21 protein-coding genes are annotated in these 21,776 nt (G+C 68.2%); 9 read left to right on the forward strand and 12 right to left on the reverse strand.

What is annotated here, in order from left to right; all coding sequences use genetic code 11:
- The first annotated feature begins 354 nt into the window (after positions 1–354).
- Entirely contained in the window at positions 355–1,836 is a 1,482-nt protein-coding gene (locus tag AC5LXK_RS35425; protein ID WP_493394287.1) for a SulP family inorganic anion transporter, read from the forward strand.
- Between the two features lie 32 nt (positions 1,837–1,868).
- Here AC5LXK_RS35425 and AC5LXK_RS35430 read toward each other — a convergent pair whose 3' ends face one another.
- Both AC5LXK_RS35430 and AC5LXK_RS35435 read right to left on the reverse strand, forming a co-directional pair.
- Positions 1,869–2,339 carry a hypothetical protein gene (locus tag AC5LXK_RS35430; protein ID WP_493394288.1) on the reverse strand — a complete coding sequence of 157 codons (471 nt, stop codon included), beginning with the start codon at positions 2,337–2,339 and terminating at the stop codon, positions 1,869–1,871.
- A 44-nt stretch (positions 2,340–2,383) separates the two neighbouring features.
- Entirely contained in the window at positions 2,384–3,022 is a 639-nt protein-coding gene (locus AC5LXK_RS35435; protein ID WP_493394289.1) for a MarC family protein, read from the reverse strand.
- 122 nt (positions 3,023–3,144) lie between these two features.
- Between AC5LXK_RS35435 and AC5LXK_RS35440 the strand changes: the two genes are divergently transcribed.
- The gene (locus tag AC5LXK_RS35440; protein WP_493394290.1) at positions 3,145–3,363 is read left to right on the forward strand and encodes a DUF6566 family protein; all 219 of its coding nucleotides are present in this window, start codon (positions 3,145–3,147) and stop codon (positions 3,361–3,363) included.
- Between the two features lie 48 nt (positions 3,364–3,411).
- Here the strand turns inward: AC5LXK_RS35440 and AC5LXK_RS35445 are convergent, their stop codons facing one another.
- Together AC5LXK_RS35445 and AC5LXK_RS35450 are read right to left on the reverse strand one after the other, a co-directional pair.
- On the reverse strand, positions 3,412–3,789 hold the full coding sequence (locus AC5LXK_RS35445; RefSeq protein WP_493394291.1) for a DUF5594 family protein: 378 nt from the start codon (positions 3,787–3,789) through the stop codon (positions 3,412–3,414).
- A gap of 42 nt (positions 3,790–3,831) precedes the next feature.
- Positions 3,832–5,364 (reverse strand): FAD-dependent oxidoreductase, encoded by a 1,533-nt coding sequence (locus tag AC5LXK_RS35450; protein ID WP_493394292.1) that lies wholly within the window; start codon positions 5,362–5,364, stop codon positions 3,832–3,834.
- 234 nt (positions 5,365–5,598) lie between these two features.
- Here AC5LXK_RS35450 and AC5LXK_RS35455 point away from each other — a divergent pair, with 234 nt between their 5' ends.
- Positions 5,599–6,759, forward strand: a complete 1,161-nt coding sequence (locus AC5LXK_RS35455; protein ID WP_493394293.1) for an NAD-dependent formate dehydrogenase — start codon at positions 5,599–5,601, stop codon at positions 6,757–6,759.
- A 96-nt stretch (positions 6,760–6,855) separates the two neighbouring features.
- Here the strand turns inward: AC5LXK_RS35455 and AC5LXK_RS35460 are convergent, their stop codons facing one another.
- From AC5LXK_RS35460 to AC5LXK_RS35480, 5 genes are all read right to left on the reverse strand, one after another.
- A complete protein-coding gene (locus AC5LXK_RS35460; protein WP_493394294.1) occupies positions 6,856–7,110 on the reverse strand; it encodes a hypothetical protein in 255 nt (84 codons plus the stop codon).
- A 35-nt stretch (positions 7,111–7,145) separates the two neighbouring features.
- The gene (locus AC5LXK_RS35465; RefSeq protein WP_493394295.1) at positions 7,146–7,601 is read right to left on the reverse strand and encodes a DUF1269 domain-containing protein; all 456 of its coding nucleotides are present in this window, start codon (positions 7,599–7,601) and stop codon (positions 7,146–7,148) included.
- 68 nt (positions 7,602–7,669) lie between these two features.
- Entirely contained in the window at positions 7,670–7,861 is a 192-nt protein-coding gene (locus AC5LXK_RS35470; protein WP_493394296.1) for a hypothetical protein, read from the reverse strand.
- 54 nt (positions 7,862–7,915) lie between these two features.
- Complete coding sequence (locus tag AC5LXK_RS35475; protein WP_493394297.1) at positions 7,916–8,365, reverse strand: phosphate-starvation-inducible protein PsiE; 450 nt, start codon at positions 8,363–8,365, stop codon at positions 7,916–7,918.
- A 48-nt stretch (positions 8,366–8,413) separates the two neighbouring features.
- Positions 8,414–8,545, reverse strand: a complete 132-nt coding sequence (locus AC5LXK_RS35480) for a hypothetical protein (protein ID WP_493394298.1) — start codon at positions 8,543–8,545, stop codon at positions 8,414–8,416.
- Positions 8,546–8,921: 376 nt separating this feature from the next.
- Here AC5LXK_RS35480 and AC5LXK_RS35485 point away from each other — a divergent pair, with 376 nt between their 5' ends.
- From AC5LXK_RS35485 to AC5LXK_RS35505, 5 genes are all read left to right on the forward strand, one after another.
- Entirely contained in the window at positions 8,922–9,992 is a 1,071-nt protein-coding gene (locus tag AC5LXK_RS35485) for a Dyp-type peroxidase (RefSeq protein ID WP_493394299.1), read from the forward strand.
- A complete protein-coding gene (locus AC5LXK_RS35490) occupies positions 9,985–10,800 on the forward strand; it encodes a family 1 encapsulin nanocompartment shell protein (protein ID WP_493394300.1) in 816 nt (271 codons plus the stop codon). The genes AC5LXK_RS35485 and AC5LXK_RS35490 overlap by 8 nt, the downstream gene beginning before the upstream one ends.
- Before the next feature lie 104 nt (positions 10,801–10,904).
- Entirely contained in the window at positions 10,905–11,174 is a 270-nt protein-coding gene (locus AC5LXK_RS35495) for a hypothetical protein (RefSeq protein WP_493394301.1), read from the forward strand.
- Positions 11,175–11,788: 614 nt separating this feature from the next.
- The gene (locus tag AC5LXK_RS35500; RefSeq protein WP_493394302.1) at positions 11,789–14,629 is read left to right on the forward strand and encodes an ATP-dependent Clp protease ATP-binding subunit; all 2,841 of its coding nucleotides are present in this window, start codon (positions 11,789–11,791) and stop codon (positions 14,627–14,629) included.
- A 123-nt stretch (positions 14,630–14,752) separates the two neighbouring features.
- Positions 14,753–17,032: an FdhF/YdeP family oxidoreductase gene (locus AC5LXK_RS35505; protein ID WP_493394303.1), complete on the forward strand. Its 2,280-nt coding sequence runs from the start codon at positions 14,753–14,755 to the stop codon at positions 17,030–17,032.
- Positions 17,033–17,130: 98 nt separating this feature from the next.
- Here AC5LXK_RS35505 and AC5LXK_RS35510 read toward each other — a convergent pair whose 3' ends face one another.
- Complete coding sequence (locus AC5LXK_RS35510) at positions 17,131–18,552, reverse strand: purine-cytosine permease family protein (RefSeq protein WP_493394304.1); 1,422 nt, start codon at positions 18,550–18,552, stop codon at positions 17,131–17,133.
- A gap of 412 nt (positions 18,553–18,964) precedes the next feature.
- Between AC5LXK_RS35510 and AC5LXK_RS35515 the strand changes: the two genes are divergently transcribed.
- Entirely contained in the window at positions 18,965–19,888 is a 924-nt protein-coding gene (locus AC5LXK_RS35515) for a LysR substrate-binding domain-containing protein (protein WP_493394305.1), read from the forward strand.
- A gap of 54 nt (positions 19,889–19,942) precedes the next feature.
- Here the strand turns inward: AC5LXK_RS35515 and argE are convergent, their stop codons facing one another.
- Together argE and AC5LXK_RS35525 are read right to left on the reverse strand one after the other, a co-directional pair.
- Entirely contained in the window at positions 19,943–21,106 is a 1,164-nt protein-coding gene (argE, locus tag AC5LXK_RS35520) for an acetylornithine deacetylase (RefSeq protein ID WP_493394306.1), read from the reverse strand.
- On the reverse strand, positions 21,099–21,776 hold the full coding sequence (locus AC5LXK_RS35525; RefSeq protein ID WP_493394307.1) for a DUF1028 domain-containing protein: 678 nt from the start codon (positions 21,774–21,776) through the stop codon (positions 21,099–21,101). The genes argE and AC5LXK_RS35525 overlap by 8 nt, the downstream gene beginning before the upstream one ends.

A 21,776-nucleotide genomic window follows, 5' to 3' on the forward strand; every position in this document is an offset into this window, starting at 1 on the left:
GGCGGGTGGACGCGCGCGCGACAATTCTGTAAGCTTCGGCCCGTCGCCGGCCGCTGCGCTGCGCGACGTTTCCCCGCGTTTCCCCCGAATTCCCCGAGATCCCTATGTAGCGCCTCGCGAACCGCCCATCGTCATCCAGCCTGACCGACAGGGGGTTCGCGTACCCGCTGTGCGGGCCCGCGCGTTCGCGCGCCGGCCGTACATCGCCTTTTCGTTTTCGAAGCCGCCGCTATTGCAACCGTTGCCGCCGCGCCCGCCGTCGGGCCGCGCGCGGCCGTGCAGTGCGCCGCCTTCGCATCGAACCGCGTCCCCGGCGGCCGACTGTTCCGTCATCTGCTTCCTAGCGCCATCGCCATGCAAACCCGCTCCTTACGCAACGAATGGTTTTCCAATATCCGCGCCGATCTTCTCGCCGGCACGGTCGTTGCGCTCGCACTCATCCCCGAAGCGCTCGCGTTCTCGATCATCGCGGGCGTCGATCCGAAGGTCGGCCTCTACGCCGCGTTCAGCATCGCCGTCGTATCCGCGATCGCGGGCGGCCGCCCTGGCATGATCTCGGCCGCCACCGGCGCCGTCGCGCTCGTCATCGCGTCGCTCGTCAAAAACCACGGCGTCGAATACGTGCTCGCCACCGGCATACTCGCGGGGCTGCTGCAGATCGCCGCCGGCCTGCTGAGGCTCGGCACGCTGATGCGCTTCGTGTCGCGCTCGGTGATCACCGGCTTCGTCAATGCGCTCGCGATCCTGATCTTCCTCGCGCAACTGCCGCAACTGCACGACGTGCCTTCCTATGTGTACGCCATGGTCGCAGGCGGGCTCGCGATCATCTACCTGCTGCCGCGCGTGACGCGCGCGGTGCCGTCGCCGCTCGTGTGCATCGTAGTACTGACGGCCATCTCGATGGCGCTGCACCTGAAGCTGCCGACCGTCGGCGACATGGGGGCGTTCCCCGACCAGTTGCCGTCGTTTGCGCTGCCGCACGTACCGTTCACGCTCGACACGTTGCGCATCATCTTCCCGTATGCGGCGGGCGTCGCCGTGGTCGGCCTGCTCGAATCGCTGATGACGGCCGCGATCGTCGACGACTTCACCGACACGCCGAGCGACAAGAACCGCGAATGCCGCGGCCAGGGCGTCGCGAACATCGCGGCGGGGTTTCTCGGCGGGATGCCCGGCTGCGCGATGATCGGGCAGACCGTCATCAACATCAGATCGGGCGGGCGCGGCCGGCTGTCGACCTTCGTCGCGGGCGCGTTCCTGCTCGTGCTGGTGGTATTCCTCGGCCCGTGGGTGCGGCAGATTCCGATGGCCGCGCTCGTCGCGGTGATGATCATGGTGTCGATCAGCACGTTCAGCTGGCGCTCGCTCGCGAACCTGCGCACGCATCCGAAGAGCTCGTCGTTCGTGATGGTGGCGACCGTCGCCGCCGTGGTCGCGACCGGCAACCTCGCGATCGGCGTCGGCATCGGCGTGCTGTTGAGCGCGCTGTTCTTCGCGTCGAAAGTACAGCGCGTGCTGCGCGTCGAATCGACGCTTGATGCCGCGCGCAGCGAGCGCCGTTACGGGGTGCGCGGGCAGGTGTTCTTCGCGTCGTCGGAAGCGTTCGTGTCGGCGTTCGACTTCAAGGAGCCGGTGAAGCGGGTGCAGCTCGACCTGTCGCATGCGCACTTCTGGGACATCACCGCGATCGATGCGCTCGACCGGATCGTCCACAAGTTCCGGCGCAACGGGATCGACGTCGAGGTCGGCGGGCTGAATCGCGCGAGCGCGACGATGATCGACCGGTATGCGACGCACGACAAGGCCGGCGCGCCGGCGGACGCCGCCGCGCACTGAACCCGCAATCTCGGCCGGCGCGGGGCGAGGCGTCAGTCCGTCGCTGCCCCGATGCCGCTGCCGCCGTCGCGCGCGTTCGAAATCGCTTCGACGAGCTTCAGTTCGTCGTCGATCGACAGCGTCGTGTCGATCACGTCGCCGCCGAACGGCGCGAGCGCCGCGCTCAGCGCGTAGATGTCGAGCTGCGTCGCGGCGAGCCCGAGCGACACGGTGCCAGGGCGAGCCTTGCGCGCGACGCGATCGGTCAGCGCATCGTCCACCGGCCGCTCGCGCCATGCATCGAGCGACGATTCGATGTGCGCGACCACGCTGTCGAGCAGCGATCCGGACGACACGCGCCCGGGATCGACCGAATGCGTGCGCAACTGTCCGTCGCTCGTACACTCGACGATCACGACCCCGGCCAGCGCGACGACGTGCCGGTCGCGCAACGTTCCGAGCGCCGCCAGCGCGCGATGCACGGCCAGCAGATCGGGATAGGACAACGCAATCAGCGTATTCATCGGCGACTCCATGCAATCAAATGGCCCGGGCCCGCACGCCGCACTCAATGCGGCAGCCCGAACGCGGCCTTCAGGCTCGCGACGATCATCTGCATCGCGATCGCCGCGAGAATCATCCCCATCAGCCGCTGCGTGACCGCCGTCACGCGCGGCGACAGGTAATGGCCGATCAGCGGCGCGGACAGCAGCGAGACGGCCAGCAGCACCAGAAACGCGGCCAGCCCGAGCGCGAATGCCAGCTCCTGCCCGGTCGAGAACGCGCTGTGCCCGAGCACGATCATCGTCGCGATCGTGCCGGGGCCGACCAGCAACGGGATCGTCAGCGGATAGATCGCGACGCTGTCGGCCGTCGCCGGATCGGCGCCTTCGTCGTCGCCCGGCGCATGCTGGCGGCTCGGCGAGCCGTGCAGCATCGACAGCGCGATCAGCAGCACCAGCAGCCCGCCCGCAAGGCGGAAATCGTCGATCGTCAGGCCGAACACGTGCAGGATCGCGCCGCCCGCGACAGCCGACACGATGCAGCCGACCGTCACGCCGATCGCGGCCGTCAGCGCAACCTTGCGGCGCACGCCGTCCGCCGCACCTTCGGTCAGCGACAGGAACACCGGGATGTTCGCGATCGGGTTCATGATCGCGAACAGCGCCGCGAACACCTTGATGGAGAAAGTCAGGTCGAAGGCCACAGGGTTGCTCCCGTTTCGCGCGGCAATGCGCAGGCAGAGTCCGGCTGGTTTCCGGTGCACGGCGCGGGCCATGCTGATACGATCGACGCACCGCGTTCACGCACGATGGAGGGCCCCGACCGATGCAAGCCACCGACACCTTCATGGATCACGAGATTCGCGTCGAGGCGACGCGCAACGCGAACGGCGCATGGCTCGCGCACGTGCGGATCTTCCGCGACGGTGCGCCGGTCGACCTGCCCGCGCCCGAACTCGTCACGCCCGAATGGCTCACGTGCGACGAAGCGCTGCGCGGCGGGATCGACCAGGGGCGCGTGATCATCAGGACGCGCGACCGGTAACGGCGCACGGCGAATCGGCGGCCGGCATCGCGCAACGCGCGTCATGCTTCACGCGTCGAAATCGAGGTCGCCGATCAGGATCTCGCGGTCGCGCTGGGTCCGCGAGCTGAAATCGACCGGTAGTTCCATCTGCCATCGTTCGATCGTGACCGGCAGCGCAGCGAGATAGCGGTCGAAGCGGCTGCGGTCGGGCTCCGCCAGCAGGCCGGCGATCGCGTCGTCGCGCCACGCGAGCCGCGCATTCAGCCGGTTCGGCAGGCCCGCCGTCGACGTGAGGCCGACGACCTCGACGCAGGTCGGGCTGCCCTGCCCGTCGTGCGGCACGACGTCGACCTTCACTTCGCCGGGCCGGTACAGGCCGAGCAGGCGCGTCGCGACGCGCGACGCGAACTCGGTTTCGAAACGTGCACGGACATCGGGATTCATCTCGCCTCCACTCCAGGTTCGGATCGTGTCGTCACGCCGCTGTCACGCGGCTGCAATCTGCCGCTCGAGTGCCGCTTCCGCCTTCAGGCTGTCGAGATCGCGGCCGATCGTGACGACCGCGAGCCGCGTGTTGCCACGCCAGTACGCGATCGAGCAGTCGTGCGCGCCGAGATCGCCGTCGATCTCGACGCGATCCCATTGCTCCGCGTGCCCGACGTAGTTGATCGTCAGGTCGTAGTGCTGGCTCCAGAAAAACGGTACCGCATCGAACGGACGCTGCTGACCGAGCATGTTGCGCGCCGCGACGATGCCCTGCCGCTCGGCGACCACCCAGTGCTCGACGCGAATCCGCTCGCCCGTGAGCGGATCGGGCCAGCGCGCGATGTCGCCGGCCGCGTAGATGCCGGGCGCACTCGTCTGAAGGAAGCGGTCGACCGTCACGCCGCGCTCGACGGCCAGCCCCGCGTCCTGCGCGAGCCCGACGTTCGGATGCACACCGATGCCGACCACCACCACGTCGGCCGGCAGCACGTCGCCGGTCGACAGCGTCACGCTGTCGGGCCCGATCTGCGCGGGGGTCGCCCCGAGATGGAACACAACGCCGTGCGCTTCGTGCAGCGCCTCGACGGTGTCGCCCAGCGCGTCGCCGAGCACGCGCGCCATCGGGTGCGCATCGGGCGCGACGACCTGCACGTCGAGCCCGCGCGTGCGCAACGCAGCGGCCGCTTCGAGCCCGATGAAACTCGCGCCGACCACCACGCAGCGGCGCGCCGTTTTCAGCTTGCCGATCAGTGCATCGCAATCGGCGCTCGAGCGCAGCACCCACACGTGCGGCAGGTCGGCGCCGGGCACGCTCAGCCGGTTCGGTTCGGCGCCCGTTGCGAGCAGCAGCGCACCGTAGCCGACACGGCTGCCGTCGGCCAGCTCGACCGCCTGCTGCGCGGGATCGATCCGCACGACGCGTGCGCCGCACCGCACGTCGATCCGCTGGTCGGTATAGAACGACGGCGCACGCAATGGCAGCCAGTCGGCGTCGGCCGTGCCGGCGAGGTAATCCTTCGACAGGTTCGGCCGGTCGTAAGGCGGATGGGCATCGGCGCTCAGCAGCGTGACCGGATGCGGATAGCCTTCCTGCCGCAGCGTCACGGCCGCCGCAATCGCGGCAGCGCCGCCGCCGACGATCACGACCGACGCCGGCAGCCCCGCCGCGTTCAGTACCGGCGGCACGGCGGCCGGCCGCGCATCGACCACGACGGCGCGGCCGTCGCGGCGCTCGACGCGCCAGCACGGCAGCCCGTCGAGCGCCGGCGCGCGCTGCATCTCGCCCGTGCGCAGGCAGAACGCCGCGTGATGCCACGGACAACGAAGCGTGTCGCCGACCAGCAGGCCGTCGGCCAGCGGCGCGCCGTAGTGCGGGCAATGCGCGCCCACGGCGAACAGTTCGTCGGCGCGGCGCACGAGCAGCACCGCCGCATCGCCGACATGGCCCTCGATCATCGCGCCGTCGGCGATAGCGTCGAGCGCGATGCCTGCCGCGAGATCGGGGCGTGAAGATGAAGCATCGCTTCCAGTCATGACGTGGCTCCCGGAAAGTCAGGTAACGATCCCATTATCGACATCCCTCCTGAAAAGAACAGGTACAGACGCCCCGCAGCGCACGCAAACACGGACTGTAGCTTGTACACGATCCATGACGGGCGTAGAACGTCATCAACGTTGCGGCGCAACACGCCGGCCGCCTGCGGGGTACGTCGCGCCTCCTGCGCAATCCGCGTGCCGCCTTTCCCCTGTCGCGAGGAGTGCTGTTCGATGGCCACCGTCCTGTGCGTGCTCTACCCCGATCCCGTCGACGGCTATCCGCCGCGCTACGTGCGCGACACGATTCCGGTCATCACGCATTACGCGGACGGCCAGACCGCGCCGACGCCATCCGGCCCGCCCGGCTTCCGGCCCGGCGAACTCGTCGGCTCGGTGTCCGGCGCGCTCGGGTTGCGCGGCTATCTGGAAGCGCACGGCCACACGCTGATCGTCACGAGCGACAAGGACGGCCCCGACTCCGAATTCGAGCGCCGGTTGCCCGACGCGGACGTGGTGATCTCGCAGCCGTTCTGGCCCGCGTACCTGACGGTCGACCGGATCGCCCGCGCGCCGAAGCTGAAGCTCGCGCTGACGGCCGGGATCGGCTCCGATCACGTCGATCTGGACGCCGCCGCGCGGGCGCACGTCACTGTCGCCGAAGTCACCGGCTCGAACAGCATCAGCGTGGCCGAGCACGTGGTGATGACGACGCTCGCGCTGTTGCGCAACTACCTGCCGTCGCATGCGATCGCGCAGCAAGGCGGCTGGAACATCGCCGACTGCGTGTCGCGCAGCTACGACGTCGAAGGGATGCATTTCGGCACGGTCGGCGCGGGGCGCATCGGGCTCGCCGTGCTGCGCCGGCTGAAGCCGTTCGGCCTGTCTCTGCACTACACGCAGCGTCACCGGCTCGATGCATCGGTCGAGCAGGAACTCGGGCTCACCTATCATGCCGACGCCGCGTCGCTCGCGGGCGCCGTCGACATCGTCAACCTGCAGATCCCGCTGTATCCGTCGACCGAGCACCTGTTCAACGCGGCGATGATCGCGCGGATGAAGCGCGGCGCGTACCTGATCAACACCGCGCGTGCGAAGCTGGTCGACCGCGACGCGGTCGTGAATGCCGTCACGTCCGGGCATCTCGCCGGCTACGGCGGCGACGTGTGGTATCCGCAGCCGGCGCCGGCCGATCACCCGTGGCGCACGATGCCGTTCAACGGGATGACGCCGCACATCTCCGGCACGTCGCTGTCCGCGCAGGCGCGCTATGCGGCCGGCACGCTGGAGATCCTGCAATGCTGGTTCGACGGCACGCCGATCCGCAACGAATACCTGATCGTCGACGGCGGCACGCTCGCGGGAACGGGCGCGCAGTCGTACCGGCTGACGTGACGCTACGCACAACACGCGATGCGCGGCGGTACGTTCAGTCGACGCAGCAACCGGCGACTGCACGAGACCCCGGTCATGCGCGGGGCCCGCGTGCACTCACGCGTCGTCGACGTTGTCCGCGTAGTGGTCGATGGCAACCTTGCATTCGTCGAACACCACCGTCAGCAACGCAATGTCGTTCGATTCGACCCACTTGCGGATCTGCAGGAATTGCCCAGTGCCGAGATCGGCGATACGGGCCGGATCGTCGGTCGTCACGTCGACGATCGCGATCGCGCGGTGGCCGTTGCCGGGCAGCGGCGACAGCGTCGCCGCGATGTCGAAGCGCCGGTACGATTGATCGATGCGCATGCGGTTCTCCCGATTCGGTTGGAACGATGACGCGCTCAGCCGAGCGCCTGGCGGAACACCTTGCCGCCGAATCCCGTCACGACGTTGTCAACCGAGAACGGCGTGTCCTCCTTCGCTTCGAGGATGATCGCGACGCTGCCGGGCCCGAGCCGTGCCGCAACCGTCTCGACGAACGTGCCGTCGAGCAGCGCGTTGCCGGCCGCTTCCGCGAGAATGCCGGCGCCCGCGCCGGCCGCCATGCCGGTGACCACGCCGAGCGGCCCGGCGAGCAGGCCCAGCAGCCCGCCCGCGATCGCGCCGATCACGCCGCCCTTGAACGGCCGCGATTCGGCGTCGAGCACCGCGAGCTTGCCGTTCGCGTCCTTCTCGACGACGACGCCGTTCTCGATGTGGAATCCTTCGTTCTTCTGCGACAGCGCCTCGAAATCGTTCGCGGCCTGACGGGCCGTGTCGACGCTGGCGAACACGGCGACGATCAGTTGCTTGGTCATTCGACACCTCGCTCGGTTGGATGGCCCATTGCAGCCGGCGCACCGCATGCGGCGCGCCGGGGTTCGATTCAGATGCCGGTGGCCTCGACACGTGCGCGAGCCGCCTCGGCATACGCGTGCGCAGCCGCCTGCTGCAGCGCAGCGACGGACGGCGCGCGAGTCGGATCCGCATCATGCGCGTCGCGCGCCAGCCGGTAGGCATCCGACGCCGCATGCTGCAGTTCGATCGCCCGTTTCGTTTCGACGGAATGCATACTCATCCGGCACCCTCCTTGCAAAAACATTGCGGGCGCAACCGGTACGCCGCCCGCGCTTCACCTGCGCGCATGCGCATCGTCCTCGACATCGTCGACGTCCGCCGGAAAGCGATGCTGGCCGAAACTCAGGATCAGCACGCCGACCGCGAGCAGCACGATTCCGAAGGTCGTCATCAGCATCCGTTCGGGGCTGTCGGTCGCGCCGCGCAGGATCAGGTCGCGCGCGAGCGACGTCATCGCAATGAACAGCGGAAACCGCACGGGCAGCCGGCCGAGCCGCAGGTAGCGCACGTTCATCGCGAGCACTTCCAGATACAGGAACATCAGCAGCAGGTCGGTCAGCGACACCTCGCCCGCGAGCACGACCTTCCACGCTTCCTGCGCCATCGCGAACGCGGTCGCCAGGCCGATCACGATCAGCCCGGCCAGCTCGGCCGCGTGAAGGAAATGACCGAACCGGCGACGGACGCGCTCGGCCGGCGAGCAGGAAACGGCAGACGTATTCAAGGTGACAACCGGTGTGAAGATGCGTGGGCGGCGCCGGGCGGCGGGAAATCAGCGCAATGCGCGGGGCGATACGCGGAGCCACGCGCGGCATCGCATGCTTCCGGCCCGGGCATGCGCGCCGCGCCGGTCGCCGTGCTCGACCACCGCGACAAAAGCACGCATCGCTTCCAGCAGGTTCATCGTGACGCTCCTCGTCGGCGGCGCAGCGGAACCTAATCTACTGCACGCGGCACGCACGCTCAAGAGCACAGCGCCGCAGGCGTCAGGAGTACAGCCGGGCGGGCGCCGCGCAAAATCCGGCCCTGTTTGACGCAATCGAATGACAGATTGACGATACGTGTTCCAAAGACCCGCCGAAGCTGCTAGATTGCATGCTCGGCGACGTTACGCGGTGCGGGCAGGTCACGCGCCGGGCGGCCGGCCGCCGCTGCTGCGGCCCGTTGCGCGATGCCCGCGCAACGTCCTTCATCCGCATGTCACAAAGAGAACAGTCGCATGACACAGTTCAACCGTTCGCCTTCGCGCGCCGCGGCAACCGCGGCCCGTCCGTCCCGACATGACTGACCGGCAGGCCGCGATGCAGACAACCCCTCCCCCGCTCTCCCAGGCCGTTCACAGCACGATCACGCGCAGCGCGATCTTCCTCGTGGCGACGGTCAACCCCGGCGCCGATCACGCCGACACGATCCGGTCCTGGTGCGGCGACATCGCCGCGCTCGTGCGCTCGGTCGGCAAGCGCGTGCCGGGCGGCAACCTCACGTGCGTGTGCGGCTTCGGCGCCGATGCATGGGATGCGCTGTTCGGCGCTCCGCGCCCCGCGTCGCTGCACCCGTTCCGCGAATTCGGCGCCGGCCAGCGCGTCGCGGTCGCGACGCCCGGCGACATCCTGCTGCACATCCGCGCCGGCGCGATGGACCTGTGCTTCGAACTCGCGACGCAACTGCTCGGCGCGCTCGGCGATGCGGTGACCGTCGTCGACGAGGTGCACGGCTTCCGCAATTTCGACCAGCGCGCGATGATCGGCTTCGTCGACGGCACCGAGAACCCGGAAGGCCGCGAGGCGGTCGACTTCACGGTGATCGGCGACGAAGATGCCGAATTCACGGGCGGCAGCTACGTGATCGTGCAGAAGTACCTGCACGACATGGCCGGCTGGAACGCGCTCGCGGTCGAGACGCAGGAGCGCATCATCGGCCGCACCAAATTGTCCGACATCGAGCTCGCGCCGGACGTGAAGCCGTCGTGCTCGCACAGCTCGCTGACCACGCTCGACGAGAACGGCCAGGAAGTGAAGATCCTGCGCGACAACATGCCGTTCGGGCGCCCGGGCGCCGGCGAATTCGGCACCTATTTCATCGGCTATGCGCGCTCGCCGGCGCCGATCGAGCAGATGCTCGAGAACATGTTCGTCGGCCGCCCGCCCGGCAACTACGACCGCCTGCTCGACTACAGCCGCGCGGTCACCGGCTCGCTGTTCTTCGTGCCGTCGGCCGACCTGCTCGAAGCGCTCGCCGACCGCGCGGCGCCGGCCGCCGACGCCGCCCAACCGGAATCCACGCCGTCCGCGCCGCAGCGTGACGGCTCGCTGAACATCGGCTCGCTGAAAGGAACCCCGACTTATGAATAACCTGCACCGCGAACTCGCCCCGATCGCATCGTCCGCCTGGGAACAAATCGAGGAGGAAGTGGCGCGCACCTTCAAGCGCTCGGTGGCCGGCCGCCGCGTCGTCGACGTCGACGGCCCGGAAGGCCCCGAGCTGTCGGCCGTCGGCACCGGACACCTGCTGGAAGTCGCCGCGCCGCGCGAGCACGTGAACGCGCGGCTGCGCGAAGTGCGTACGATCGTCGAGCTCACCGTGCCGTTCGAACTGAGCCGCGCCGCGATCGACAGCGTCGAGCGCGGTGCGCGCGACGCCGACTGGCAACCGGCGAAGGAAGCCGCGCAGCGGCTCGCGTTCGCCGAAGACAACGCGATTTTCGACGGCTACCAGGCGGCCGGCATCGTCGGCATCCGCGAAGGCACGTCGAACCGCAAGCTCACGCTGCCGACCGACGTCAGCGCGTATCCGGACGCGATCAGCGATGCGCTCGAGGCACTGCGCCTCGCCGGCGTCGACGGCCCGTACTCGGTCGTGCTCGGTTCGGACGCCTACACCGCGCTCAGCGAAGCGCGCGACCAGGGCTATCCGGTCCTCGGCCATATCAAACGCATCGTCAGCGGCGAGATCATCTGGGCGCCGGCGATCAGCGGCGGCTGCGTGCTGTCCATGCGCGGCGGCGATTACGAGCTGCACCTCGGGGAAGACGTGTCGATCGGCTACACGAGCCACACCGACAAGGCTGTCCGCCTGTACCTGCGCGAAACCTTCACGTTCCTGATGCTGACGAGCGAAGCATCGGTGGCCGTGGCGCCGCAGGGCAACACGGCAGCCTGACCGCGGTTGCCTGCGCGCGCTGCCCGCCCGGGCGTCGCGCGCGACCGCCGCACTGCCGGCCGCAGGTTCGTCGCCGACCCAGCCCATCCTGCATGGAGTGTGTCATGAGCGAATCGAATGAGGCATTGCAGGCGCTGCAAGCGTCCGCCGCCACCCTGAAGCAGACGGTCGACGCGAACGCGGGCAGCCAGGCCGGCGATACCGCCGTGCTGTTTACCGTCATGTCGCTGATGCTGGCCGAGTTGCCGCCCGACACGCGCAACCTGATCGAGGATTCGTTCTCCGTCTGGGCCAATGGTCTGCCGAATGCGGCACTGTTGACCGACATGAAACAGATTGCGCGGCAGCGGCTCGCGATGACACTCGCCGGCTGATCGCGGCTCGCCGCGGTTGCGCCATGTCCGGCCCGGCCCGTGCAACCCGCCCTCGCCTTCGGCCCCCACGCACGCATCGGCTGCGGCGTGCGCGTGGCCGGTCGTGACCGGTTCGCGCCCGTTCGCCTCGCCGCTCACACGCCGCACGCCACCTTCCGCCTCGCCGGCTGCTTGCCGGCCACCGGCGCCCTGCGCGCCGATGTCGCAGCACGCGCCGCACGTGCGGCACGCCTCCCTGCCGCCAGCCATCGCGCACCGCACCCGCCGCGCACGCCCGTGCCGCCGCGCGGGCGCCCGTCTGTACTCCTTGCCACCGATTTGCATCGCCATGTGAGGGTGCAATTCACGGCCGGTCCGGCATGGAACTGTGTCTTGGATGGCCGCCTCCGATTCGCTATTTTGAACGCAGTCGAAGCGATGCCGTGGGCTCCTCGCAGCACTCGCGCTTCCTGCCCCGGCCATGCGTCACGCCGGCGCGCGCTGCGCGACCGCGCGGGCGCGGCACGCGCGCCGCCGTGCCGCACGTCGTGTGGACGCGGTCGGGACGCGCGAGCGCCGCACCGCATCGGGATTTCACCCTTCGACCCACCTTCACCGACAGGAGCCAGACCACCATGCCCGCACTTTGCGATATCTGCCACGCCCGGCCGGCCGTCGCGCGCGCAACCGTGATGCAGGACGGCGAGCGCAAGACGATCTCGATCTGCGATTACCACTTCCGTCAACTGATGCGGCATCAGAGCATGCTGAACCCGTTCGATTCGCTGCTGGGCGGCGGCGGCTCGTCGTCGCTGTTCGGCGGCGCATCCGGCGACGAATCGCCGCTCGCCGCGGAGATTCCGCGCGAATCGGTCGACCCGACCGACGCGTTCAGCGAACAGACGCTCGAACTGCTGCAGCGCGCGGCCGAGAAGGCACACGAGCTGCGCCGCAGCGAGCTCGATTCCGAACACCTGCTGTACGCGCTCGCGGACACCGACGTGTGCGCCGCGCTGCTGAAGGAACTGAAGCTGTCGCCGCAGGACATCAAGTCGTACATCGACGCGCATGCGCATACCGGCACGGCGTCCCCCGACGCACCGCTCGACAAGCTGTCGATCTCGCCGCGCGTGAAGAAGGCCGTGCAGTACGCGTTCCAGGCGTCGCGCGATCTCGGCCACTCGTACATCGGCCCCGAGCACCTGCTGATCGGGCTCGCGTCGGTGCCGGACAGCATCGCCGGCACGCTGCTGAAGAAATACGGCGTGACACCCGAGGCGCTGCGCCAGAAAGTCGTGAAAGTGGTCGGCAAGGGCGCCGAGGACGGCCGCGTCGATGCGCCGACCGGCACGCCGAACCTCGACAAGTTCGGCCGCGACCTCACCGCGATCGCACGCCAGGGCAAGCTCGACCCGGTGCTCGGCCGCGCGCAGGAGATCGAGAGCACGATCGAGGTGCTCGCGCGCCGCAAGAAGAACAACCCGGTGCTGATCGGCGAGCCGGGCGTCGGCAAGACGGCGATCGTCGAAGGGCTCGCGCAACGGATCGTCAACGGCGACGTGCCCGAAGTGCTGCGCGACAAGCGGCTCGTCGAAGTCAACATCAACTCGATGGTGGCCGGCGCGAAGTATCGCGGCGAATTCGAGGAGCGCGCGAAGCAGCTGATCGACGAAGTGACTGCCAAGCAGGACGAACTGATCCTGTTCATCGACGAGCTGCACACGATCGTCGGTGCCGGCCAGGGTGGCGGCGAAGGCGGCCTCGACATCGCGAACGTGCTGAAGCCCGCGCTCGCGCGCGGCGAGCTGAGCCTGATCGGCGCGACGACGCTCAACGAATACCAGAAGTACATCGAGAAGGATGCGGCGCTCGAACGGCGCTTCCAGCCCGTGTTCGTGCCGGAGCCGAGCGTCGAGCAGACGATCGTGATCCTGCGCGGGCTGCGCGACAGCCTCGAGGCGCACCACCAGGTGACGTTCGCCGACGACGCATTCGTCGCGGCCGCCGAATTCGCCGACCGCTACATCACGTCGCGCTTCCTGCCCGACAAGGCGATCGACCTGATCGACCAGGCCGCCGCGCGCGTGCGGATCGGTGCGACGTCGCGCCCGGTCGCCATTCAGGAAGGCGAAGCGCAGATCGCGCAACTGAAGCGCGAGCAGGACTACGCGACATCGCGCAAGCGCTTCGACGAAGCGAAGCAGTTCGAAGAGCAGATCAACGCGAAGCAGAAAGACGTCGACGAGATGATGGAGGCGTGGCAGCGCAAGACCGGCTCCGAAACGCTCGAAGTCACCGTCGAATCCGTGGCCGAGGTCGTGTCAAGACTGACCGGCATCCCGGTCTCCGAACTCACGCAGGAAGAACGCCAGAAGCTGCTGCAGATGGAAGAGCAGCTGCGCGAGCGCGTGGTCGGCCAGAGCGATGCGGTGGTCGCGGTCAGCGATGCCGTGCGGCTGTCGCGTGCAGGGCTCGGCCAGACGCACCGGCCGATCGCGACGTTCCTGTTCCTCGGGCCGACGGGCGTCGGCAAGACCGAGCTCGCGAAGGCGCTGGCGGAGACCGTGTTCGGCGACGAGCAGGCGATCATCCGCATCGACATGTCCGAGTACATGGAGCGGCACGCGGTCGCGCGGCTGATCGGCGCGCCGCCCGGCTACGTCGGCTACGACGAAGGCGGCCAGCTCACCGAGCGCGTGCGGCGCCGCCCGTACAGCGTGATCCTGCTCGACGAGATCGAGAAAGCGCATCCGGACGTCTACAACGTGCTGCTGCAGGTGTTCGACGACGGCCGGCTGACCGACGGCAAGGGCCGCGTGGTCGACTTCAGCAACACGATCATCATCGCGACGAGCAACCTCGGCGCGGCGATCATCATGGACAACCTCACGCAGCCGGAAGCCGCGCGCAAGACCGACAAGGCGATCCGCGGGGAGCTGATGCAGGTGCTGAAGGGGCATTTCCGTCCCGAGTTCCTGAACCGGATCGACGAGGTGATCGTCTTCCACGCGCTGTCGAAGGACAACATCCGCTCGATCGTGAAGATCCAGCTCGACCGCGTGGTGCGCACGGCGGCCGCGCAGGACATCACGCTCGTGATGGGCGACGCGCTCGTCGATCACCTGACCGAAGCCGGCTACCAGCCGGAGTTCGGCGCGCGCGAGCTGAAGCGCCAGATCCGCCAGACCATCGAGACACGCCTCGCGAAGGAGATCCTGGCCGACCGGCTGAAATCGGGCGACACGTGCGAGGTCGACTTCGACAAGGACAGCGACGAAGTGACGTTCAACACGCTCGCCGCGCCTGACACGAAGGGCGCGAAAGACGCGAAGAAGGACGCCGACGGCAAGGCCAAGCCGAACGGCAAGGCTGCCAAGGCATCCGGCGACGCCAAGGTGGGCGACACACCCGCCGACGCACCGCCGCCGGCCAAGGCCGGCAAGAAGTCGTCCGGCGCGAAGAAGGACGCGTCCTGAAACAACGCGTGCCTTGCAACCCCGGGCACGCATGACCGGCTCCGTCCGCGGGACGGAGCCGCCCCACGCCGCGACACGGCGCAACCGAGCCGCCCGCACCGGGTCCGGCAATTGGAGATTCACATGACAAATCGACGCGAAGTGCCAGGCATCAGGAAGTACGACGGGCCCGCCGGCGGTTGGGGCGCGCTTCGCGCGACAGCCGACGCGGTGCGCACGCAGATGGAAACCATCGAGGCGCCGATCGTGCTGATGCAAACCAACCAGCCCGACGGCTTCGACTGCCCCGGTTGCGCATGGCCCGACAAGGAACACAAGTCGACGTTCCAGTTCTGCGAGAACGGCGCGAAGGCCGTCACGTGGGAAGCAACGACCAAGCGCGTGACGCCCGGGTTCTTCGCGGCGAATACCGTGTCGTCGCTGCTGCGCCTGTCGGACTACGAACTGGAGAACATGGGCCGGCTCACGCACCCGCTCGTCTACGACCGCGCGAGCGACACGTTCCGCGCGATCGAATGGGACGACGCATTCGCGCGCATCGGCGAAGTGCTGCGCGCGTTGCCGCCCGAGCAGGTCGAGTTCTACACGTCGGGCCGTGCGTCGAACGAAGCCGCGTACCTGTACCAGCTGTTCGCACGCGAGCTCGGCACCAACAACTTCCCCGACTGCTCGAACATGTGCCACGAGCCGACCAGCGTCGGCCTGCCGCAGTCGATCGGCATCGGCAAGGGCACGGTGTCGCTGGAGGATTTCGACCACTGCGAGCTGATCATCTCGATCGGCCACAACCCCGGCACGAACCACCCGCGGATGATGGGCACGCTGCACGAGTGCTCGCGCCGCAACGTGCCGATCATCGTGTTCAACCCGCTGCGCGAGCGCGCGCTCGAGCGCTTCGCCGATCCGCAGGACATGATCGAGATGGCGTCGTTCGGCTCCACGCGCATTGCATCGACGTACTACCAGGTCGACGCGGGGGGCGACGCGGCCGCGCTGAAGGGCATCATGAAGGCGCTGCTGCAGCTCGAAGCCGAGCGCGGCGACGTGCTCGACCGCGACTTCATCGCGCAGCACACCAACGGCTTCGACGCGTTCTCGGCCGATCTCGAAGCCACGTCGTGGGACGACATCGAACGCGCGAGCGGGCTCAGCCAGGCACAGCTCGAACAGGTCGCGCTCGCGTACGCGAAGTCGAACGCGACCATCGTCACGTACGGGATGGGCGTCACGCAGCACAACAAGGGCACCGCCACCGTGCGCCTGATCGCCGACCTGCTGCTGATGCGCGGCAACATCGGCAAGCCGGGCGCCGGCGTATGCCCGCTACGCGGCCATTCAAACGTGCAGGGCAACCGCACGGTCGGCATCACCGAGAAGCCGTCGGCCGAATTCCTGAAGAAGATCGAGGATGTGTGCGGCTTCACGCCGCCCGCGCATCACGGGCACGACGCCGTGCAGGCAATGCAGGCGATGATCGACGGCACCGCGAAGGCGCTGCTGTGCCTCGGCGGCAATTTCGCGGTGGCGCTGCCCGATCCCGAACTGTCGTTCCCGGCGATGGCGAAGCTCGACCTGAGCGTGCATCTCGGCACGAAGCTGAACCGTTCGCACCTGCTGGTCGGCAAGGAAACCTTCATCCTGCCGGTGCTCGGCCGCACCGAGCTCGACATGCAGGCCACCGGCCGGCAGTCGATCACCGTCGAGGATTCGATGTCGATGGTCCACGCGTCGGCCGGCAAGCTCAAGCCGGCGTCCGACCAGTTGCGCTCGGAGCCCGCGATCGTCGCGGGGATCGCGCACGCGACGCTGCCGGACAGCAAGGTCGCGTGGCTCGACCTGGTTGCCGACTACGACCGCATCCGCGACCTGATCGACCGCACGGTGTCCGGCTTCGAGGCGTTCAACGCACGCATCCGCACGCCGGGCGGCTTCCGCCTGCCGCTGCCGCCTACCGAGCGCGTGTGGCCGACGCCGACGGGCAAGGCGATGTTCTCGGTCTACAAGGGGGTGAAGGAAGACGCGGACGTGCTCGGCGCCGAGCAGGTGCTGCGCCTGATCACGCTGCGCAGCCACGACCAGTACAACACGACGATCTACGGGCTCGACGACCGCTATCGCGGCGTGTTCGGGCGGCGTGACGTGCTGTTCATGAACACGGCCGATCTCGCGAAGTACGGGCTCGAACACGGCGACCTCGTCGACATCGAGACCATCACCGCGTCGGGCCGCACGCTGCGCCTCGAGAAGATCACCGCGATCGAGTACGACATCGCGCCGGGGTCGGTCGGTGCTTACTATCCGGAAGCGAATGTGCTCGTGCCGCTCGACTACATCGACAAGGAAAGCGGCACGCCGTCGTACAAGTCGGTGCCGGTGCGCGTCGCGCGCTCGGCGCTCGTCTGATGCCATGGCAGTCTCGCGCCGGGTAGTCGACCGCGAGCCTGCTCCCTTCCTTCCATCGGTCGCCGCCACGTCGACATCGACGCGGCGGCCCGCCCTTCTTACTGCACCGCCGTCGGCGGCAGATGCGCGCCGCCCTGCCGGCGCCGATACGCGCTGTCGCGCGTCGCGAGCCAGTAGTACAGCGGCGACGTCAGCAGCAAACCCACGACCCACGACAGGTCCGCGCCGCCCAGATGCGCGGGAATCGGGCCCGCGTACATCGGCGTGTTCATGAACGGAATCTGCACGAGGATGCCGATCGCGTACGCGAGCAGCGCCTGCGGATTGAAGCGGCCGTAGATCCCGCCGTCCGCCATGAAGATCGACTGGATGTCGTACTTGCCCTTGTGGATCACGTAGAAGTCGATCAGGTTGATCGCCGTCCACGGCACCAGCACGACGAGCAGCGCGAGCACGAGATCCACGAGATTGCCGATGAAGTTCGTCGACGCGCCGATCGCCGCGTAGCAGCACCCGACGAAGATCACGACCGACACCACCGCACGCGCCTTCGCGGTCGGAATCCACTTGTACGCGAACGTCTGCACCGACGTGATCACCGCGAGCACCGCGCCGTACAGGTTCAGCGCGTTGTGGCTGATCACGCTCAGCAGGAACAGCACGAGCATCAGCGGGCCGAGCGGTCCCGTCGCCTGCTTGACCGCGTCCATCGTGTCCGCGCCGGCCGGCACCGCGAGCACCGCGACCGCGCCGAAGATGAACGCGAGCGTCGAGCCGATCGTGCAGCCGAGATAGGTCGCCCAGAACGTCGACGCGACGCCGACGTTTTCCGGCAGGTAGCGCGAATAGTCCGACACGTACGGCGCGAACGCGATCTGCCACAGCGCCGACAGCGACACGGTCGCGAGCCAGCCGGCGAAATCGAAGCCGCCGCGCGTCAGGAAATCGTCGGTCGTCACGTGCGTGAGGATCATCCAGAAGCCGACGACGATGCCGATGCCGAGCACCCACGTGCCGATGCGGTTCAGGATGTGGATGAACCGGTAGCCGACGATGCCGATCAGCCCGGAACCCACCGCGCCGATCACGATGCCGACGGGCACCGGCACCGACGACGCGATGCCGTGCACCGACTTGCCGGCGAGCACGATGTTCGACGCGAAAAAGCCGACGTACATCACCGCCGCGATCACCGTGACGAGCAGCGCGCCCCACGAGCCGAACTGCGCGCGGCTCTGGATCATCTGCGGGATGCCCATCTGCGGCCCCTGCGCCGAATGCAGCGCCATCAGCACGCCGCCGACCGCCTGGCCGACGATGATCGCGACGATGCCCCACATCAGGTTCAGGTGGAAAATCTGCACGCCGAGCGCGCCGGTCACGATCGGCAGCGGCGCGATGTTGCCGCCGAACCAGAGCGTGAACAGGTCGCGCACCTTGCCGTGGCGTTCCGCGGGCGGCACGTAGCCGATCGTGTGCTTCTCTATCATCGGGGACGCATTGCGTTCCGCGTTCGTCATGGTGATGTCTCCTGTCCTGCGCGGCGATGCGCGCTTGCCGTTTCCGCCGGCGCGCGTCGGGGTGCGCACCGGCAATCGGGTCCGGATACGCGAGCGACGACGCGCCGCGTGCACGCGCGGCGGTGTCGAACGAAGCGGCGCATGCGCGGCATCCGGGGACGGATGAAATGTCCCGCCGGCGCATGCGCGGCCTCGCCGCGATCCAGGTTGGAGACGATGGTGCGCCACGTGCACGGGGGCCGGAAAATACTAAAAATATTTCCGGGACATACGAAAAAGCTCTGCAGCGGAAATGCCGGCGCCGAGCGACTTCAGGTAAGGTTCCAGGGTCTGTTTCCATATGAAAACAGACCCTGACCATGGACGGATTGCGCGCCGCGGCGGCCCGCCGGCGCGCGTATCAGAGGTGCTTGTGGCTCACTACACTTTGCGGCAACTGAAATACTTCATCACGACGGTCGAATCCGGCAGCGTCGCCGAGGCATCGCGCCAGCTCTTCATCGCTCAGCCGTCGATCTCCAGCGCGATCAAGGGGCTGGAGGAAAGCTTCGGCGTGAAGCTGTTCATCCGCCATCACGCGCAGGGCGTGTCGCTGACGCCGAGCGGCACGCGCTTCTACCGGAAGGCGCAGGAGCTGCTGCGCATCGCGCACGAATTCGAACAGAACGCACTCGCCGACAACGACGTGATCACCGGGCAGATCGACATCGGCTGCTTCGAGACGGTCGCGCCGCTCTACCTGCCGCAACTGATCGCCGGCTTTCGCGAGCGCTACCCGGGCGTGAACATCCGGCTGCGCGACGGCGACCAGCAGGAACTCGTGCAGGGCCTGACGTCCGGCACCTTCGATCTCGCGCTCATGTACGACCACGATCTCGACGGCACGATCGAAACCGAACCGCTGATGCCGCCGCAACAGCCGTACGTGCTGTTGCCGGAAAACCACCGCTTCGCAGGCCAGACACACGTGTCGCTGCGCGACCTGTGCGTCGAGCCGATGATCCTGCTCGACGTGCAGCCGAGCCGCACGTACTTCGTCAGCCTGTTCCATGAGCTCGGGCTCACACCGAACATCGTGTTCGGCTCGCCGTCGATCGAGATGGTGCGCGGGATGGTCGGACAGGGGTTCGGCTTCTCGCTGCTCGTCACGCGCCCGCACTCGGAATACACGTACGACGGCCAGCGCGTCGTGACGATCGGCCTCAGCGAAACCGTGAGCCCGTCGGGGCTCGTGAGCGCACGGCTGAAGCGCGGCCAGCTCACGAAGCAGGCGCAGTCGTTCGTCGATTTCTGCCGCGAGCGGCTCGCGCAGATCGTCGCGGAATCGGCACGTTAAGAAAAGGAAAACGCACGCGCCGCGGGAGCCGGTGCGTGCGTATTGGCCGCCCGTTCAGGCGGCTGAAGACAGATAGGCAACCAGACGAGACAGCATCGCGTCGCAACCATGCAGCTGTTCGAGCGTGACGAATTCGTCGGGCTTGTGCCCCTGGTCCATGCTGCCGGGCCCGCACACCACGGTCGGAATGCCGGCCTGACCGAACAGCCCGCCCTCGGTGCCGAATGCCACCGTGCCGAACGCATCCGAGCCGCTCAGCATCGCGAGCAGGCGCGCAGCCTCGCTGTCCGGCGCGGTCGCCAGCCCCGGATAGGCGCCCAGTGGCTCCAGCTGAATGTCGGTATCGGGCTGCACCGCGCGCATCCTCGGCAACAGTTCGGATTCCGCATAGTCCTGCAGCTTCCTCGGCACGTCGTGCGCATCGAAATCCGGCAGCGCGCGCACCTCGAAATCGAACTCGCATTCGGCCGGCACGATGTTCAGCGCGCGGCCACCCTTGATCAGCCCCGTCTGCACGGTCGAGAACGGCGGGTCGAAACGGCTGTCGTGCCGTTCGGGCCGCGCGAGCGCCGCGCCGATCTCGCCGAGCCGGCCGATCAGCTTCGCCGCGTAGTCGATTGCGTTGACGCCCGACGGCGCGTACGCCGAGTGGCACGCCGCGCCCTTCACGTGGCAGCGCATCGCGAGCTTGCCCTTGTGGCCAAGCACCGGTTTCAGTTCGGTCGGCTCGCCGATCACGCACAGCCGCGGACGGTGCTCGCGCGCGGCCAGTTGTTCGAGCATCGGCCGCACGCCGAGGCAACCGACTTCCTCGTCGTACGAGAACGCCAGGTGCACCGGCAGGCCCAGCGGCCGCGAGACGAACGCCGGAACGGCCGCGAGCACCGACGCGATGAAGCCCTTCATGTCGGCCGTGCCGCGCCCGTACAGGCGGCCGTCGCGCTCGGTCAGCCGGAACGGCTCGATCGTCCACGCCTGCCCGTCGACCGGCACCACGTCGGTATGGCCCGACAACGCGATGCCGCCGCGATCGCGCGGGCCGATCGTCGCGTAAAGGCTCGCCTTCGTGCGTTCCGCGTTGTAGAACAGTTCGCTCGCCACGCCGAAGCCTTCGAGATAGTCGCGGATGAAGCCGATCATCTCGAGGTTCGAATCGCGGCTGACCGTCGCGAAACCGATCAGCCGTTCGAGCAGCACACGGCTCGACGTATCACTCATCGCCCGGCACTCCGTAGCTCGGCGCGGCGGTCGGGTTCAGCGCGCGCGTCTGGTAATCCTGCATCTGCGGCCGATACGCGCGCCAGAGCGCATCGAGCTGCCCGACCGGATCCGTATCGGCCCAGTCGACGCGCAGGTCGACGATCGGCCAGGTCACGTCGCCGGCCACCTTCAGCGCGGCCGAATGCACCGGCCCGGCCTCGCCGCCGGCCGCCATCGCCGCGTGCATCGCGGCCAGCAGGCGATCGGCGAGCAGGCCCGGCGCCTGTTCGAAGGCCCGCACCATCGCGTCGATCACGGCCGGCGCGGCGAGCAGGTTGCCGGCTGCCACGCATTGTTCGCCCTGCACCGCGTGGTGCGTGCCGAGCGCTTCCTTGCCGGTGAAGCACGCCGTGTGTCCCTGCCCGTCGATCACCGTGACCTGCCGGTACTGGCTCCAGCCGTTCGCGTTCAACGCCCGGTCGAGCGCCGCGGCCGGTGCAAGCTGGTCGTGCTCGATCAGGTCGAGGATCTGCGGGCCGAGCGCCGGCAGCGTGATGTTCTGCGTCGCGACCGCGCCGACGCCCGCGCGCACCCAGGGGCAGCGCGCGCCGACCGCGATGCTCGACGAGCTGATCGCGATCCCGAGCTGGCCCGTCTCCGGGCAGCGCCCGACGATGGAGAAAGTCAT

The sequence above is a fragment of the Burkholderia pulmonis genome (genome assembly GCF_984667975.1).